This is a genomic window from Streptomyces sp. NPDC001153 (genome assembly GCF_053598315.1).
This window is the reverse complement of record NZ_JBSFJZ010000007.1, coordinates 91,064-107,198: the sequence shown is the minus strand read 5'-3', so window position 1 is coordinate 107,198 and position 16,135 is coordinate 91,064. Positions and strand designations below refer to the sequence as shown.

The 16,135-nt window shown below is 71.7% G+C and carries 15 protein-coding genes and 1 pseudogene; 9 read left to right on the top strand and 7 right to left on the bottom strand.

The genetic code is table 11. The features are described from left to right. The 9 genes and pseudogenes from ACWDEN_RS10275 to ACWDEN_RS10235 all read left to right on the top strand — a co-directional run. Positions 1 to 1,247, top strand: a pseudogene (locus ACWDEN_RS10275) (hypothetical protein); the annotation flags it as partial. A 186-nt stretch (positions 1,248 to 1,433) separates the two neighbouring features. Then, positions 1,434 to 1,805: a GtrA family protein gene (locus ACWDEN_RS10270; protein WP_450858460.1), complete on the top strand. Its 372-nt coding sequence runs from the start codon at positions 1,434 to 1,436 to the stop codon at positions 1,803 to 1,805. 57 nt (positions 1,806 to 1,862) lie between these two features. After that, complete coding sequence (gene argC / locus ACWDEN_RS10265; protein ID WP_351617210.1) at positions 1,863 to 2,891, top strand: N-acetyl-gamma-glutamyl-phosphate reductase; 1,029 nt, start codon at positions 1,863 to 1,865, stop codon at positions 2,889 to 2,891. Beyond that, complete coding sequence (argJ, locus tag ACWDEN_RS10260) at positions 2,888 to 4,039, top strand: bifunctional glutamate N-acetyltransferase/amino-acid acetyltransferase ArgJ (protein ID WP_450858341.1); 1,152 nt, start codon at positions 2,888 to 2,890, stop codon at positions 4,037 to 4,039. The genes argC and argJ overlap by 4 nt, the downstream gene beginning before the upstream one ends. Then, complete coding sequence (argB, locus tag ACWDEN_RS10255; RefSeq protein WP_351617215.1) at positions 4,036 to 4,935, top strand: acetylglutamate kinase; 900 nt, start codon at positions 4,036 to 4,038, stop codon at positions 4,933 to 4,935. The genes argJ and argB overlap by 4 nt, the downstream gene beginning before the upstream one ends. After that, positions 4,932 to 6,137, top strand: coding sequence for an acetylornithine transaminase (locus ACWDEN_RS10250; protein ID WP_351617218.1), 1,206 nt, complete (start codon positions 4,932 to 4,934; stop codon positions 6,135 to 6,137). The genes argB and ACWDEN_RS10250 overlap by 4 nt, the downstream gene beginning before the upstream one ends. Before the next feature lie 7 nt (positions 6,138 to 6,144). After that, entirely contained in the window at positions 6,145 to 6,690 is a 546-nt protein-coding gene (locus tag ACWDEN_RS10245) for an arginine repressor (RefSeq protein WP_351617220.1), read from the top strand. A gap of 98 nt (positions 6,691 to 6,788) precedes the next feature. Beyond that, positions 6,789 to 7,376, top strand: a complete 588-nt coding sequence (locus ACWDEN_RS10240) for an RNA polymerase sigma factor (protein ID WP_351617223.1) — start codon at positions 6,789 to 6,791, stop codon at positions 7,374 to 7,376. Beyond that, the gene (locus ACWDEN_RS10235) at positions 7,366 to 8,130 is read left to right on the top strand and encodes a hypothetical protein (RefSeq protein ID WP_450858338.1); all 765 of its coding nucleotides are present in this window, start codon (positions 7,366 to 7,368) and stop codon (positions 8,128 to 8,130) included. Before ACWDEN_RS10240 ends, ACWDEN_RS10235 begins: the two co-directional genes overlap by 11 nt. 19 nt (positions 8,131 to 8,149) lie before the next feature. Here the strand turns inward: ACWDEN_RS10235 and ACWDEN_RS10230 are convergent, their stop codons facing one another. The 7 genes from ACWDEN_RS10230 to ACWDEN_RS10200 all read right to left on the bottom strand — a co-directional run bounded on the left by ACWDEN_RS10230 (position 8,150) and on the right by ACWDEN_RS10200 (position 16,047). Further along, positions 8,150 to 9,025, bottom strand: coding sequence for a serine/threonine-protein kinase (locus ACWDEN_RS10230; RefSeq protein ID WP_450858336.1), 876 nt, complete (start codon positions 9,023 to 9,025; stop codon positions 8,150 to 8,152). Then, the gene (locus ACWDEN_RS10225; protein ID WP_450858334.1) at positions 9,022 to 10,833 is read right to left on the bottom strand and encodes an ABC transporter ATP-binding protein; all 1,812 of its coding nucleotides are present in this window, start codon (positions 10,831 to 10,833) and stop codon (positions 9,022 to 9,024) included. The genes ACWDEN_RS10230 and ACWDEN_RS10225 overlap by 4 nt, the downstream gene beginning before the upstream one ends. Before the next feature lie 264 nt (positions 10,834 to 11,097). Continuing rightward, positions 11,098 to 11,901 (bottom strand): FAD:protein FMN transferase, encoded by an 804-nt coding sequence (locus ACWDEN_RS10220; protein WP_450858332.1) that lies wholly within the window; start codon positions 11,899 to 11,901, stop codon positions 11,098 to 11,100. Further along, the gene (locus ACWDEN_RS10215; RefSeq protein ID WP_450858330.1) at positions 11,894 to 12,691 is read right to left on the bottom strand and encodes an FMN-binding protein; all 798 of its coding nucleotides are present in this window, start codon (positions 12,689 to 12,691) and stop codon (positions 11,894 to 11,896) included. The genes ACWDEN_RS10220 and ACWDEN_RS10215 overlap by 8 nt, the downstream gene beginning before the upstream one ends. A gap of 18 nt (positions 12,692 to 12,709) precedes the next feature. After that, positions 12,710 to 14,092 (bottom strand): ferredoxin reductase family protein, encoded by a 1,383-nt coding sequence (locus ACWDEN_RS10210; RefSeq protein WP_351617236.1) that lies wholly within the window; start codon positions 14,090 to 14,092, stop codon positions 12,710 to 12,712. 73 nt (positions 14,093 to 14,165) lie between these two features. Further along, positions 14,166 to 14,681: an FMN-binding protein gene (locus ACWDEN_RS10205; RefSeq protein WP_351617239.1), complete on the bottom strand. Its 516-nt coding sequence runs from the start codon at positions 14,679 to 14,681 to the stop codon at positions 14,166 to 14,168. A gap of 19 nt (positions 14,682 to 14,700) precedes the next feature. Next, positions 14,701 to 16,047: a ferredoxin reductase family protein gene (locus ACWDEN_RS10200; RefSeq protein ID WP_450858327.1), complete on the bottom strand. Its 1,347-nt coding sequence runs from the start codon at positions 16,045 to 16,047 to the stop codon at positions 14,701 to 14,703. Between the last annotated feature and the right edge of the window lie 88 nt (positions 16,048 to 16,135).

The window sequence follows — 16,135 nt, the reverse complement described above, 5'->3', positions numbered from 1 at the left end:
CGCGCCGGCGCCGGGACCACGCTCACCGTCACCCTCCAGGACTCCGGCGGCAGCCTGGCGACCGCCCGCCGGATCGCCGTGAAGAAGGGCGGCTGGGCCCGGTACAAGGCCACCTTCACCGCGAGCCGCACCAGCACCACCGGGCGGCTCACCGTCGGCTCCGAGGCCGTGGAAGGACACCATCGGCCCGGTCGAGCGGCGAGCCACCAACGCCAACTTCTGGGGCTACAACCAGTCCTACGGCCTCGGCTACTACGAGTACTTCCGCTTCGCCGAGGACATCGGCGCCATGAACAGGGCCGTGGACGACGACGCCCTGCTCAAGCGGCACATCCAGGACACCCTTGACCTGATCCCGTTCGCCAACGGCTCGGCGGCCTCGAAGTGGGGGCAGGGTGCGGGCGGAGATGGGCCACCCCAGGCCCTTCCACTTCACCCACATCGAGTTCGTCGCCTCCTACGCCCCGCTGTTCGCCGACGAGGACTCTGCGCAGGACGTGAGCGGCCCCGTCACGGGCGCCGTCGGCCTGTCCGCCTGGAACACCAGCGCCGCCTACGACGACGTGAAGGTCACCGCCGCCGACGGCTCGGCCCTGCTCGGCGACGACTTCTCCGGTGACGCCTCGACGTGGTCCCACACCGGCACCGGCAGCTGGAGCGTCCAGGCGGGCAGTACGTGCAGACCGACGCCACCGCCCAGAACACCGTGGTCTCCGCCGGCGACCCGTCCTGGCACGACTACGACCTCCATGTGAAGGCCGCCAAGAAGGCGGGTCAGGAGGGCTTCCTCGTCGCCTTCGGCGTCAAGGACACCGGCACCTACTACTGGTGGAACATCGGCCGCTGGAGCAACACCCAGACCGCCGTGGAGCAGGCGGTGGACGGCGGCAAGTCCGCCCTGATCGCCGAGCCGGGCTCGGTCGAGAGCGGCCGCGCCTACGACGCCGACATCAAGGTGCGCGGCCGGCAGGTCGCCCTCCACCTCGACGGACAGCAGTGGGGCGGCTTCACTGATCGTCAAGGTCGTCAACGACCAGTCCTCGGCGGCGCGAGCGGCGATCGACCTCGGCGGTGCGAGGGTCGCCTCCAGGGCGAAGGTGACGACGCTCGCCGCCGCTCCCGACGCGGTGAACAGCGAGACGTCCACGGCGGTCGCACCGCAGACGTCCACCTTCACCGGGGTCGCCGGCAGGTTCACCTACTCCTTCGCGGCCGACTCCGTCACGTTCCTCCGCATCAAGCAGAGGCGATCAAGCAGAGGTGATCAAGCGGAGGTGGCCGGCCGGAATATGCGTCGGGGAGGGAAACCGGACGCCCGGCTCTGTGCTGGGAGTGATCGGGGAGCGCACCAGCCGCGTCTACTACGAGGTGAAGGGTCGCCCGCACTTCCTGGTGAGGGCGACCGATGCGGAACGGACGAAAGACCTGATTCCTTGAAGCGACAGATCCTCACCTTCGCCGCGGTCGGTGTGCTCAACACCGCTGTCTATTACTGTCTCTACCTGCTGTTCCTCATATGGCTGCCCTATCTGGCGGCGCATGTGCTCGCCTTTGTGCTCAGCATGGTCGGCTCCTTCTTCCTGAACGCCCGCTTCACCTACCGGATCCGGCCCACCTGGCGTAAATTCCTGCTGTTCCCGCTGACCAATGTCACGAACTTCCTGATCACGACAGCCGGCGTCTACGTGATCGTCGACGTCCTGCACGCCGGCAGCCGCTTCGCCCCGCTGCTCGCCTCGGCGGCGGCGATCCCCGTCACCTTCGTCGTGTCCCGCTGGGTGATGCTCCCCGCGTCCCTCGCATAGTCCATTGCATAAAACTGCGGCGATACGTATAGTCATGCCATCACGAGGAGGATGGACATGGCGGTACGTGCGGCGGTGGCCGGAGCGAGCGGATACGCGGGCGGCGAGGCCCTGCGCCTGCTCCTCGCGCACCCCGAGGTCGAGATCGGTGCCCTGACCGGAAACTCCAACGCCGGTCAGCGGCTCGGCGTGCTGCAGCCGCATCTGCTGCCTCTGGCCGACCGCGTGCTGACGGAGACCACGGCCGAGGCGCTCGCCGGGCACGACGTCGTCTTCCTCGCGCTGCCGCACGGGCAGTCCGCCGCCGTCGCCGAGCAGCTCGGGCCCGACGTCCTCGTGGTCGACATGGGCGCCGACTTCCGGCTGAAGGACCCGGCCGACTGGGAGAGGTTCTACGGCTCCGCACACGCCGGTACCTGGCCCTACGGCCTCCCCGAACTTCCGGGTGCCCGCTCCGCGCTGGAGGGGTCCAAGCGCATCGCGGTGCCCGGTTGCTACCCCACCGCCGTCACCCTCGCCCTGTTCCCGGCCTACGCCGCCGGGATCGCCGAGCCGGAGGCGGTGATCGTCGCCGCGTCCGGCACCTCGGGCGCCGGCAAGGCACCCAAGCCGCATCTGCTCGGCAGCGAGGTCATGGGCTCCATGGCGCCGTACGGCGTCGGCGGCGGCCACCGGCACACCCCCGAGATGATCCAGAACCTCAGCGGGGTGGCGGGGGAATCCGTGAAGGTCTCCTTCACGCCGACGCTCGCGCCGATGCCGCGCGGGATCCTCGCCACGTGCAGCGCGACCGCCGTCGCGGGCGTGACGGCGGACTCCGTCCGCGCCGCCTACGAGAAGGCCTACGCCGACGAGCCCTTCGTCCGTCTGCTCCCCGAGGGCCAGTGGCCCGCGACGGCGTCCGTCCACGGTTCCAACGCCGTTCAGATCCAGGTCGCGTACGACGAGTCCGTGGGCCGCATCATCGCGATCAGCGCCATCGACAACCTGACCAAGGGCACCGCGGGCGGTGCCGTCCAGAGCATGAACATCGCCCTGGGTCTTCCCGAGACCACGGGGCTTTCCACGATCGGAGTCGCACCGTGAGTGTCACGGCAGCCAAGGGATTCACGGCGGCGGGCGTCGCCGCCGGGATCAAGGAGAACGGCAACCCCGACCTGGCCCTCGTGGTCAACAACGGGCCGCGCCGTGCCGCCGCGGGCGTCTTCACCTCCAACCGTGTGAAGGCGGCGCCGGTGCTGTGGTCCGAGCAGGTCCTGAAGAGCGGCCAGGTCTCCGCCGTCGTCCTCAACTCGGGCGGCGCCAACGCCTGCACCGGCCCCAAGGGCTTCCAGGACACCCACGCCACCGCCGAGAAGGTGGCCGAGGTGCTCGGCCGGGGCGCCATCGAGGTGGCCGTCTGCTCCACCGGGCTCATCGGCGTGCCGCTGCCCATGGACAAGCTGCTGCCGGGCGTCGAGACGGCCGCCGCCCAGCTGTCCGAGCACGGCGGTGAGAAGGCCGCCATCGCCATCAAGACCACCGACACCGTCCACAAGACCTCCGTGGTGACGAAGGACGGCTGGACCGTCGGCGGCATGGCCAAGGGCGCGGGCATGCTCGCCCCGGGCCTCGCCACCATGCTGGTCGTCCTCACCACGGACGCGGAACTGGACAACGGCGTACTGGACCAGGCGCTGAGGGGTGCCACGAAGGTCACCTTCGACCGCGTCGACTCCGACGGCTGCATGTCCACCAACGACACCGTCCTGCTGCTCGCCTCCGGCGCCTCCGGCATCACCCCGGAGTCCGAGGACTTCGCCGATGCCGTACGGCAGGTCTGCGACGACCTCGGGCAGCAGCTCATCCGGGACGCCGAGGGCGCCAGCAAGGACATCAAGGTCGAGGTGATCAACGCGGCGAGCGAGGAGGACGCCGTCGAGGTGGGCCGCTCCATCGCCCGCAACAACCTCCTCAAGTGCGCGATCCACGGCGAGGACCCCAACTGGGGCCGGGTGCTCTCCGCGATCGGCACCACCCGGGCCGCCTTCGAGGCGGACCGGCTCAACGTCGCCATCAACGGCGTCTGGGTGTGCAAGAACGGTTCGGTCGGCGAGGACCGCGAGAAGGTCGACATGCGCTACCGCGAGGTGCACATCGTCGCCGACCTGGCCGCGGGCACGGAGACCGCGACGATCTGGACCAACGACCTGACCGCCGACTACGTCCACGAGAACAGCGCCTACTCCTCATGAGCACTCGCAAGCACACGGCCCTGCCGAAGGCCCAGATCCTCATCGAGGCGCTGCCCTGGCTGGTCAAGCACAACGGCAGGACGGTCGTCATCAAGTTCGGCGGCAACGCCATGATCGACGAGGACCTGAAGGCCGCGTTCGCGCAGGACGTCGTCTTCCTTCACCACGCCGGCCTCAAGCCGGTCGTCGTGCACGGCGGCGGCCCGCAGATCAGCGCCGCCCTCGACAGGCACGGCATCGTCAGCGAGTTCAAGGCGGGCCTGCGCGTCACCACCGAGGACGCCATGGACGTCGTACGGATGGTGCTGGCGGGACAGGTGCAGCGGGAGCTGGTCGGTCTGCTCAACCGGCACGGGCCGCTCGCGGTCGGCCTGACCGGCGAGGACGCGCACACCATCACCGCGACCAGGCACCAGCCCGAGATCGACGGCGAACTGGTCGACATCGGGCGGGTCGGCGAGATCACCGCGATCGACACCGGCGCCATCGAGGCGCTGCTCGCCGACGGCCGCATCCCGGTCGTCTCCTCCATCGCCCGAAGTCAGGACGACGGACATGTCTACAACGTCAATGCTGATACGGCGGCTGCGGCACTCGCTGCGGCACTGGGCGCCGAGACCCTCATGGTCCTCACCGACGTCGAGGGCCTCTACGAGGACTGGCCGAACTCCGACGAGGTGATCAGCCGCCTGACCGCTTCCCAACTGGAGAAGCTGCTCCCGGAGTTGAGCTCCGGCATGGTGCCGAAGATGGAGGGCTGTCTGTACGCCGTGCGCAACGGGGTGCACACCGCCCGCGTCATCGACGGCCGGGTCCAGCACTCGATCCTGCTGGAGATCTTCACCGACGAAGGCATCGGCACCATGGTCGTGCCGGACGAACAGGGGGAGTCATGAGCAACCAGGAGCTGACCGCGCGGTGGCAGGGCGCGCTCATGAACAACTACGGCACCCCGCGCCTGCCGCTGGTGCGCGGCGAGGGCACCAGGCTGTGGGACGCCGACGGCAAGCAGTACCTGGACTTCGTCGGCGGGATCGCGGTCAACGCGCTCGGGCACGCGCACCCGGCCGTCGTGGAGGCCGTGAGCCGGCAGATCTCCTCCCTCGGCCACGTCTCCAACCTCTTCATCGCCGAGCCGTCCGTCGCCCTCGCCGAACGGCTGCTCCAGCTCTTCGGCCGGGAGGGCAGGGTCTTCTTCTGCAACTCCGGTGCCGAGGCCAACGAGGCCGCCTTCAAGATCGGCCGGCTCACCGGGCGCACCCACATGGTCGCCACCACCGGCGGCTTCCACGGCCGTACGATGGGCGCCCTCGCGCTCACCGGCCAGCCCGCCAAGCAGGAGCCCTTCCTGCCGCTGCCCGGCGAGGTCACCCACGTGCCCTACGGCGACGCCCAGGCGCTCGCCGCCGCGGTCACGGAGGAGACGGCGCTCGTCGTCATCGAGCCGATCCAGGGCGAGAACGGTGTGATCGTGCCCCCGGCCGGCTATCTGAAGGCCGCCCGCGCGATCACCGCCGCCACCGGCGCCCTGCTGGTGCTGGACGAGGTGCAGACCGGCGTCGGCCGCACCGGGACCTGGTTCGAGTACCAGGCCCACGAGGGCGTCCTGCCCGATGTCGTCACCCTCGCCAAGCAGCTCGGCGGCGGACTGCCGCTCGGCGCCACCGTGGCCTTCGGCCGGGCCGCCGAACTGCTCCGGCCGGGCCAGCACGGTACGACCTTCGGCGGCAACCCGGTCGCCTGCGCCGCCGGACTCGCCGTACTCGACACCATCGCCGACGACGGGCTGCTGGAGAACGTCAAGCGGCAGGGCGAGAAGCTGCGCGAGGGAATCGAGGGTCTCGGCCACCCGTTGATCGATTATGTGCGGGGCGCCGGCCTGCTCCTGGGTATCGTGCTCACCGGGCCGCACGCGCCACAGGTGCAGCAGGCGGCCCAGGAGGCCGGGTTCCTGGTGAACGCGCCCGCCGCCGACGTCGTACGGCTCATGCCGCCGCTGAACCTGTCCGACGACGAGGTGGGTGCCTTCCTCCGGGCGCTGCCCGGCATCCTCGACGCAGCGAACCCAGCGAATGGGGACGGACGATCCGGAGAATAGGACGACGATGAGCCAGGCGCAGGACCACGAGCAGGTGGCGGGTGCCGGACCGGCCGTGCCGCAGACCCGTACCGCGCGGCACCGCCGGATCGTGGACATCCTCAACCGGCAGCCGGTGCGGTCGCAGAGCCAGCTGGCGAAGCTGCTCGCCGACGACGGGCTGAGCGTCACCCAGGCGACGCTCTCCCGGGACCTCGACGAGCTGAACGCGGTGAAGATCCGCAACACCGACGGCGAGCTGATCTACGCGGTGCCGAGCGAGGGGGGTTTCCGCACCCCCCGTGCCCCCCTGGGGGAGTCGGCCAAGGAGGAGCGTATGCGGCGGCTCTCCCAGGAGCTGCTGATCTCCGCGGAGGCCTCCGCCAACCTGGTCGTCCTGCGCACCCCGCCGGGGGCCGCCCAGTTCCTCGCCTCGGCCATCGACCAGGCGGAGCTGCACGACATCCTGGGCACGATCGCCGGTGACGACACGCTGCTGCTGATCAGCCGGGACCCGACCGGCGGACAGGCCCTCGCGGACCACCTGCTCCGGCTGGCGCAGAACGGCCACTGAGCCCGCATGCGACCCCCCGCCCGGCGGCGGAGAATGACAGTGTGATCTTCCGCGGCGGGCGGGCAATCCCCTGGCGGCCGTCGGCCGTATACAGGGGTGTGTCGGGTTTCCGGTTCCCCGTGGGCCGCCTCCCGGACGAAGCCCTGCTGGCCGGGCTGGCCACCGGTGATCCGGAACTCGCGGTGATCTTCGTGCGCCGGTTCCAGCACCGGGTCTTCGGGGTCGCCATGGCCGTCACCGGGGATGCGCAACTCGCCGAGGACGTCGCCCAGTCGACGTTCGAGCGCGCGTGGCGGCACGCCCAGATCTACGACTCGCGCCGCGGCTCGGTCGCCACCTGGCTGACGACCATCGCGCACAACCTCGCCGTCGACGCCGTCCGGGCCCGGCGGACCGAGCCGATGGCACCCGAGGACCTCGACGCCGTCATCGGCGCCGTCACCGAGACCCCCGAGCAGTGGGCGCTGGCCGACGAGGCCTCCTCCCAGCTGCGGGCCGCCGTGGCACGGCTGCCCCGGGAACAGGCCAGGGCCCTGGTGATGGCCGGCATCTACGGAATGACGGCCCAGCAGATCGCCGACGCCGAGCACATCCCGCTGGGCACCGCCAAGACCCGGATCAGGGCCGCCATGGCGAAACTGCGCACCACACTCGCGCCTTTGAAGCGAGGCGACCATGTCCAGTGACACGAACTGCGACAAGCTGCGGGAGATCGGTGCCGAACTGGCGCTGGGCGTGCTGCCCGGCCGGGAGCGCGCCGAGGCGGTCGCCCATCTGGACCGGTGCGCGGACTGCCGGGAGTACGTCCGCCGGCTCACCCTGGTCGGCGACCGGCTGATCGGCCTGCTGCCGGACAGCGAGCCCCCGGCCGGGTTCGAGGCGCGGGTGGCGCGCCGGCTGGCCGAGCAGGCTGCGGCGCCCGACGCCCCCGGGGGCGCCTCCGGCCGTGTGTCCCGGGACCTGCGCGGGCGTGTCCGGCGGGGACGGCTGCGGCTCGCGGCCGTCGCCGCCGCGCTCACCGTCGCCGTCGGGTTCGCCGGCTGGGGGATCGGCACCGCCGTAGAGGCCGTCGTCGCCTCGACCGCGCCCGCCGCCGGATCCGAGCCCATGCTGGTCGGGGACATGATCTCGGCCACGAACGGCGGCGGCAAGGTCGGCGAGGTCTACGCCCACCCCGGGACCCCCGGCTGGATCTTCGTGTCCGTCGACTCCGCCGGCCCCCGCGGCTCGTACACCGGCAAGGTCACCTGTCTCCTGCAGCACTCCGACGGCACGACCGTCCGGGTCGGCGACTTCCCCCTGACCGCCGGACGCGGCGAGTGGGGTGTGGCCGCTCCCGGTGACCTGTCGACCCTCTCCGGCGCCCGGCTGACGACACCCGACGGCACGGTCCTCGCCACCGCCCACCTGGGGATGGGGCACGTCGTGGAGCCGTCGTAGGCAACGGGGCCGGCCCCCGTCAGGGGCGCTGCGGCAAGGTCGCTTCCAGGGCCGCGGCCAGCCCGGCGACCGTGGGCCGCTCAGCCGGGTCGGCCCGCAGACAGGCGTCGATCGCGGCGGCGAGCGCGGGCGGCAGCCGCCGCCGGGACGCGATCGGCGGTGCCGCCTCGTCGGCCTGCGCGTACCAGTCGTCCGCGCCGCCCTCGCCGGACTCGTCGGTTTCGTCCGCGGGGTCCCCGCAGCCGAAGGGCAGGTCACCGCACGCGACCTCGTACAACGTGCCGCCGATGCCCCACACGTCGGCCGCGGCCGTGAGCGGACCACCGCGGGCCTGCTCCGGCGCGAGACGGCAGAACGTGCCCACGCCGGCGGGCGCCGGTCCGGGCGGCCGGGCGACGCTCAGGTCCAGCACCTTGGCATGACCGCGCTCCACCACCACGTTGGACGGTTTCAGGTCCAGGTGCAGCAGACCCCGGCCGTGGAGGTAGTGGACCGCGGAACACAACTGCACACCGAGCAGCGCCACATCGGCGGCGGGCATCCGGCGCCGCAACCGGTGCACCAGGTGGGACAGGGACTCGCCGGTCAGCGTCTCCAGGACGACGAGCGGCTCGGGCGACTCGACGGTCTCGTAGCCCCGGACCAGATGCGGATGGCTGAACTCGCGCAGCCACCGGCCCTCGCGCAGCAGCCGCTCGCCCAGCCGCTCCTCGCCCCGACGGTCCGGTCGCAGCACCTTGATCACACACCGGCAGGCCCGTTCCTCGCTCCACGCGTCGTACACGTCGAGCCAGCCGGTGCGGGTCAGATGCGCCAGGATCCCGTACCCGGGCGCCGGTCTCGTCCCGGGTACGAGGGGCGCCGGGCCACTGCCCTGGGCGAGGGGACCGTTCACGACAGCACCGTGTCCGCGCTCAGCCGGTGCAGCCGGGCGTACGGCCCCTGGCCGCGCAGCAGGTCCTCGTGGGCGCCGTGTTCCACGACCCGGCCGTGGTCGAGCACCACGATCCGCGAGGCGTCGCGGACGGTCAGCAGGTTGTGGGAGATGACCACGGTCGTCCGCCCGGCCATCAGCCGGCGCAGCGGACCCATGATCCGCCGGCCCGACCGCACGTCGAGGCCGGTGGTCGGCTCGTCCAGCAGCAGCACGGGCGCGTCCCTGATCATGGCGCGGGCGATCGCCAGACGCTGGCACTGCCCGCCGGACAGCGTCCGGCCGCGCTGTCCGACCAGGGTGTCGTAGCCCTCGGGGAGCCGCTCGATGAACTCGTGGGCGTCCGCCGCGCGCGCCGCCGCGACGATGTCCGCCTCGCTCGCGCCGGGCCGCCCGTAGGCGATGTTCTCCCGCACGGTGCCATGAAGGACGAGGGTCTCCTGGAGCACCACGGCCACGCTCTCCCGTACGTCGGACAGCCGCAGCTCCCGCAGATCGGACCCGTCGAGCCGGACCGTTCCCCGTCCGGGGTCGTAGAACCGCAACTGGAGCTTGGCGACCGTGGACTTGCCGGCCCCGCTGGCGCCGACCAGCGCCAGTGTCTCGCCCGGGGCCACCTCGAAGGACACGTCCGACAGCGCCCAGGAGGAGCTGCCCGGATAGCGGAACCACACCCCGTCGAACTCCAGCGCGCCCCGCGCCCGGCCCAGCCGGCGGGCACCCGGCGCCTGGACGACCTGCGGCCGCTGGTCCAGCAGCTCGATGATCCGCTCGGCCGAGGCGGAGGCCGCGTAGAAGGTGGTGCCGAGCTGGGACAGGCCGTGAACGGGGCTGTAGAGCCTGCCGATCAGCGCCAGGAAGACCAGCAGACCGCCCAGCGTGAGCTGACCCTGCGCCAGTTTCCAGGTGCCCAGCCCCATGACCGCCAGGCCCCCGCTCACCTCGATCAGCTCGACGACGGGCCGGTACACGGCATGGATCCGCGCCGAGTCCATCACCGCCCGGAACCGGCCGGTGTTCTCCCGGTCGAACCGGCGCTCCTCCCAGCCCTGCCGGTTGTACGCCTGCACCAGTGCCGCGTTGCCCAGCGACTCCTCGGCGATCGCGCTGAGCGAGCCGCCACGCCGCCTGCGCTCCCGCGACGCCTCCTTGATCCGCCGGGAGAAGTGCCGGGCGGCACCCCAGAACAGCGGCACGATGGCCAGGGCGAGCAGGGTGAGGTCCCAGCGCAGGTAGAACAACAGGGCGAGGAACACGCCCAGTTGGATCACGTGGTACAGGACGTCCGCGACGCCCGAGAGGAGGAACGTCTCCACCGCGTCGACATCGCCCGTGATCCGGGAGATCAGGTCCCCGAGCCGCCGGCGCTCGAAGAAGCCGAGCGACAGCCCCTGGACGTGCCGGAACACGTCGGAGCGCAGCGCGAGCAGGAAGCGTTCGCCGAGCCAGGTGGACGTGACGTCGTCGGCGAAGCCCAGGATTCCGGAGCACAGCACGAGCCCCAGACAGGTAGGTGCGATCCACAGAAAGGGGCTCGGATTCCGCGGGACCAGCACATCGTCCACGACGACCTTGAACAGCCAGAGCTCCGCCGCGTCGACGGCCGGCCCCGCCACACCGAGGACGACGAGAGGCGCGAGCCAGCGCCGGCCGCCGCGCGTGTACGGCCAGAAGCGCCGGAACACCTCGCGCGGCGGCACGGCGGGCGCGGGCGGCACGACGGCGTGAGCGGACCGGATCCCTCGGCCCCCGGCCCGCTCGGCCCGCATCGGTGGTCACCACCGGTGGCCGTGGTGACCGTCGTGACCGTGGTGGCTGTGACGGTCACGGCGGCGGCGGTGCATGGTCCCGTCGTCGCGCCCCGAAGTGAAGTCCTTCCTGTGGTGGTCGTCGTGGTCGTCATGGTGGAGGGCAGGCATGAGCCTGCTGAAGATCGCCATCTGGTTCCTCCCGAAACATCCGGTACCCGAGATACGTCCCGGGACCGGAGTCGGATGGCGTTCCGGAAGAACTTTCTGGAGAAACGGGAAATGTCACCCCAGGCGGGCCGCCAGCCCCCCGGTGCACCGCACCTCGTCGCCGGCGGTGATCAGCAGGCCCTCCACGTCCGGCAGCGACTCCAGCCATGCCAGGCCCGCCCGGGAGCCCATCGCGAAGGCCGCCGTGGCCCAGCAGTCGACCCAGGTCAGACGAGGACCGACCACCGTCACGGCCACCAGGTCCGACACCGCGGACTTCCCGGTGCGCGGATCCACGATGTGCGCGCCCCGCTCCGCCGTACCCGAGGTCGCCACCGACAGTTCGGCCACACCCGCCGTCGAGATCACCGCCGCCAGACCGCCCGGCCGAAGAGGATCGGCCACCCCCACCCGCCACGGCCGCTGCGGCTCCGGCGCACCGAGGAGCTGGACGTCCCCGCCGCCGTTGACGCTGACCCCGCGCACCCCGGGCACCTCCGCCAGCAGCCGCGCGGCCCGCTCGGCGGCCCAGCCCTTGACGATGCCGGTGGGATCCAGCGAGCCCCGGTAACGGGTGCTGAACCAGCCCTCGCTCACCCGCTCCGCCTCGGCCGCGAGGTCCAGCACCTCGGCGACCTCCGGCGCGCACTCCGCCACGGTCAGCTCACCCCGGGCCAGCCGTGAGACCTCGCTGTCCTCGCGGTAGGTGCTGAACACCGCGTCCGCCCGGTGCAGACCGGCGACGGCTTCGGCCAGCGCCTCGCGCACCGCACCGGGTTCCCCGCCGCGGACGTCGAGGGAGAAGACGGTCCCCATGACCTCCTCCGCATGACGCACCGCGGCGGGCGCTTCGGCCGACTCGGCCACCGTGTCAGCCACCGGCCTGGTCCAGCGCCGACTGGAGCGACTGCTTGTAGCCGGTGCTGGTGTAGGTGGCGCCGGAGACGGCGTCGATGGTCGCGTTGCCGGCCGTGACGGCCTCCTGGTTCAGCTTCGGGACCGCCAACGCGGTCTTCTGGTCGCTGAGTCCGCCCTTGGGCGCCTGGACGGCCTCCGCCTTCGTGATCTTGCCACCGCTGACGGTGATCCGCACCTGGACCGGGCCGTACTGCGTCTGCGCGACCTTCCCGGTGACCGTACGGGCCTGCGCCGCACCGGACGAAGAGGACCCGGCCGAGGTCCCCTTCGAGGATCCGGCGGACGTCTTCATCCTGTCCAGTGCCGACTGCAGCGACTTCTTGTAGCCGTTGCTCGTGTACGTCGCCCCGGACACCGCGTCGATCTGCGCGCTCTGCGTCGCGACGGCCTCCTGGTTGAGCTTGGGGACGGCCAACGCGGTCTTCTGGTCGCTGAGTCCGCCCTTGGGCGCCTGGACGGCCTCCGCCTTGGTGATCTTGCCGTTGCTGACGGTCAGCCGTACCTGCACCGTGCCGTACTGGGTCTGCGTGGCGTCGCCGGTCACCGTGCCGGCGCCGGCGGACGCCTGGGCACCGCCCTGCTGACCGCCCTGCGGGGACTTCTGGCCCGCCGCCGTCTGCTGCTGTGCCGCGCCCGCCGCCGACGCCGCGGCCGGATCGGACGCCGGCTTCAGCGACAGCAGCAGTACGACACCGGACACGGTCGCGGCGGTGGCCAGCACGACCCGCCGAATGGGGTGGCTCTTCCTCATCGCTTTCCTAGCTCCCGCTCACATCTCGAACGACTCGTGATGGATGCGGCGGGCGGGGACCCCCGCGCCGCGCAGTGCCTCGTACACCGACTGCGCGAACCCGGTCGGGCCGCACATGAACACGTCGTGCCGGTCGATGTCCGGGATCTTCCGCCGGAGGTTCTCCGCGGAGATGTCCGGCCGCTCCCCGTCGGGGCTGTTCACCGCGTACATCAGCCGGGCGCCCCGCTCGTCGGCGATCTTCGCCAGCTCGTCCCACAGCGCCAGGTCCTGGGTGCTGTTGGCCCGGTAGAGCAGGGTGATGTCACCGGCCGCGCCGGGCAGCGTCTCGAACAGCGCCCGCATCGGGGTGATGCCGACCCCGCCCGCGACCAGCAGCACCTTGCCCCGGCTGCGGCGCTGGGCGGTCATCGCCCCGTACGGGCCCTCCGCCCACACCCGGGTGCCGGGCGTCAGCTCGCGCAGCCGCGCGCTGTGGTCGCCGATGGCCTTCACCGTGATCCGCAGCATGCCGGGGCGGGGCGCCGCCGACAGCGAGTAGGGGTGCGAGCTGAAGCGCATGCCCGGCGCGAGGAAACGCCAGCGGAAGAACTGGCCCGCCTCCGCGCCCATCCGGTGCAGCCGCTGCCCGCCGATCAGCACCGACACGATGCCCGGCGTCTCCTCGATGACCGCTTCGACGCGCATCCGGTGCCGGAGGTTCAGCCGGATCGGGGTGAGGATCCGGTACCAGATGACGAGCGCGGTGACCGTGCCGTACAGGCCGTACCAGAAGGTCTTCGCCATGGGCTCGACCGCGAAGTCGTTCCCGGTGGTGATCTGGTGCCAGAACGTCAGGAACACCGCCGCGTACGTCATCAGGTGCACGTGGTACCAGGTGTCGTACGGCATCCGGCGGCGGACCGGGCCGATCGAGGTCAGGCCGATGAGCACGAACAGGCCCGTGCCGATGGCGGCCTTGCCCATGTCCGGAAGCTGGTTGATGGAGTCGATGGTCTGCTGGACGATGTCGCCGAGCGACTTGCCCGCCTGGAGCGCGTACCCCCACATGGTGAGGAAGACGTGCGCCACGATCAGGCAGAGCGTGTAGCGGCCGCTCATCGCGTGCCAGCGGGCCACCCGGTCCGAGCCGACCCGCCGCTCCAGCGCCGGCACGCGCGCCATCTGGAGCACGACCAGCGCCATCAGATAGCCGGCCAGCAGGCCCGTGATCCGGCCCGCGTTGAGGATCCTGCCGTTGTCGTCGGCGATGGACGGGGTGTTGTGCCACCAGAGCCACAGCACGGCCGCCGCGCCCGCCCAGACGGCGAGCAGCAGCGGTACGGCCGGGGAGCGGCGCGGGCGGATGCGGCGCATCGTCTGGCGGCGGGCGGCACGTCCGCCTGCGAGCGTGGTGGACACGGTTCCTCCGTGGGGACTTGACCCTTGGCCCACAGATACGTGCCGGATGTGCTGAGTGTTCAGAGTCCCCGCGTCACAGTCCCGCCGAGTCCAGCGCGGACTGCAGGGACTGCTTGTAGCCGGTGCTGGTGTACGAGGCGCCCGACACCATGTCGATCTCCGCGCTCTGCGCGGCCAGCGCCTCGCGCCGCAGCTGGGGCAGGGCGTAGCTGTTGATCTCCTGGTCGCGCGGGTTGTCCGACGGGTACTGCACCGCCGTCACGTCCGTCAGCTTCCCGGTCTTGATCGTCACCCGCACCTGGACCGGGCCCCAGCGGGTCTGGACGGTGTCGCCGGTGACGGTCTTGGAGACGCCGCCCCTGGTACCCGAGCTGGAGCCGCCGAAGGAGCCGCTCGATCCGGCCGGCGATCCGCTCGATCCGGCCGAGGGGGCCGAACTGCTCGACACCGTGGGCGACTTGGTGCCGGCCGTGGCCAGTGTGGGGCTCGTGTGCGGCTTCAGCGACAGCAGCAGCACCATCCCGGAGACGGTGGCGGCACTGGCCAGCACGATCCGGCGCAGGGGGCGGTTCTTCTTCAGGGCATGCACGTGATCTGCCTCACAGCTCTCACAGTTCGAACGACTCGTGGTGGATACGACGGTCGGGCACCCCGGCCGCCCGCAGCGCCTCGTACACGTCCTGCGCGAAGCCGTGCGGCCCGCAGATGTAGACGTCGTGGCCGGCGAGGCCCGGGAAGGTCGCGTGCAGCGACTGCGCCGTGATGGCCGGGCGCTCGCCCCGGGGACCGTTCAGCGCGTACAGCACCTGGGCGCCGCGCCAGCGGGCGATGGCCTCCAGCTCGCCGCCGAGCGCCAGGTCCTCGGCGGTGCGCGCCCGGTACAGCAGGGTGACCTCACCGGGCAGCGTCTCGAACAGTGCCCGCAGCGGCGTGATGCCGACGCCGGCCGCGATCAGCAGCGAGCGGTGGCTGGTGGCCCGGTCGGTGGTCATGGAGCCGTACGGGCCCTCCGCCCACACCCGGGTGCCGGTCCGCAGCAGGGCGACGGCCGCGCTGTGGTCGCCGAGCGCCTTGACGGTGATGCGCATCAGATCCGGGCGCGGCGGCGCCGACAGGGAGTACGGCGTCGACGTCCAGCCCAGGCCCTCGCCGAGGAACCGCCAGCGGAAGAACTGTCCCGGCCGCGCGTCCAGCTCGTCCAGGTGCCGCCCGCGAACGACGACCGAGTACACACCCGGTGCTTCCATGTGAACCGAGTCCACACGCAGCTGGTGGCGGCGGTTGAGGCGGACCGGGGCGAGGACACGGAACCACAGCACCAGGCCCGCGACGCCCAGGTACAGCGCGTACCAGACGGCGGTCGCGACCGGCTTGCCGTTGAACTCGTTCCCCAGCGTCAGCTGGTGGAAGAAGGCCAGGAAGACGGCCGCGTACGTCAGCAGGTGGACGTAGTACCAGAACTCGTGGCTGGTGCGGCGGCGCACGGCCCGGGCCGAGGTGATGCCGACCGCGAAGAGGATCACCGTGCCGGCGGTGGCCTTGAGCATGTCCGGGTAGTCCAGGACGACGGTCACCGTCTCGTGCCAGAGCGAGGCCCGGTCCTGGGCGGCGTACCCGGAGAGGATCAGCACGAGGTGCGCCACGAGCAGACAGACCGTGTACCGGCCGGCCATCGCGTGCCAGCGCGCCACCCGGTCCGAGCCGATCCGCCTCTCCAGCAGCGGCACCCGCGCCATCAGGCCGACCAGCACCGCGCAGGCGTACCCGCACAGCAGCCCGGCTATCCGCCCGGCGCCGGTCAGCCAGCCGGCCGTACCGACCACGGACCCGGTGTCCGTCCACCACAGCGCGACCACGGCCGCCGCCCCGGCCCACAGCGCGGCCAGCACGGGCCCCGCGGGGGAGCGCCGCGCGGTCACGGGCTGGGCCGCCCGCCGCACATCCACGGTCGTCATCAGTCGCCGTCCCTTCGTCCGCCGTACCGGGCCACTGTGCGGCGCAAAGCTCTGAGGGACCTCTGAGCGAGGCGCTGACCAGGGCCTT

Bases quoted from the DNA above. Each gene is read 5' to 3' on its own strand.
- argC (WP_351617210.1), top strand. From the start codon at position 1,863: ATGGCGGTACGTGCGGCGGTGGCCGGAGCGAGCGGATACGCGGGCGGC.
- argB (WP_351617215.1), top strand. From the start codon at position 4,036: ATGAGCACTCGCAAGCACACGGCCCTGCCGAAGGCCCAGATCCTCATC.
- ACWDEN_RS10250 (WP_351617218.1), top strand. From the start codon at position 4,932: ATGAGCAACCAGGAGCTGACCGCGCGGTGGCAGGGCGCGCTCATGAAC.
- ACWDEN_RS10245 (WP_351617220.1), top strand. From the start codon at position 6,145: ATGAGCCAGGCGCAGGACCACGAGCAGGTGGCGGGTGCCGGACCGGCC.
- ACWDEN_RS10235 (WP_450858338.1), top strand. From the start codon at position 7,366: ATGTCCAGTGACACGAACTGCGACAAGCTGCGGGAGATCGGTGCCGAA.
- ACWDEN_RS10225 (WP_450858334.1), bottom strand. From the start codon at position 10,833: ATGCGGGCCGAGCGGGCCGGGGGCCGAGGGATCCGGTCCGCTCACGCC.
- ACWDEN_RS10215 (WP_450858330.1), bottom strand. From the start codon at position 12,691: ATGAGGAAGAGCCACCCCATTCGGCGGGTCGTGCTGGCCACCGCCGCG.
- ACWDEN_RS10200 (WP_450858327.1), bottom strand. From the start codon at position 16,047: ATGACGACCGTGGATGTGCGGCGGGCGGCCCAGCCCGTGACCGCGCGG.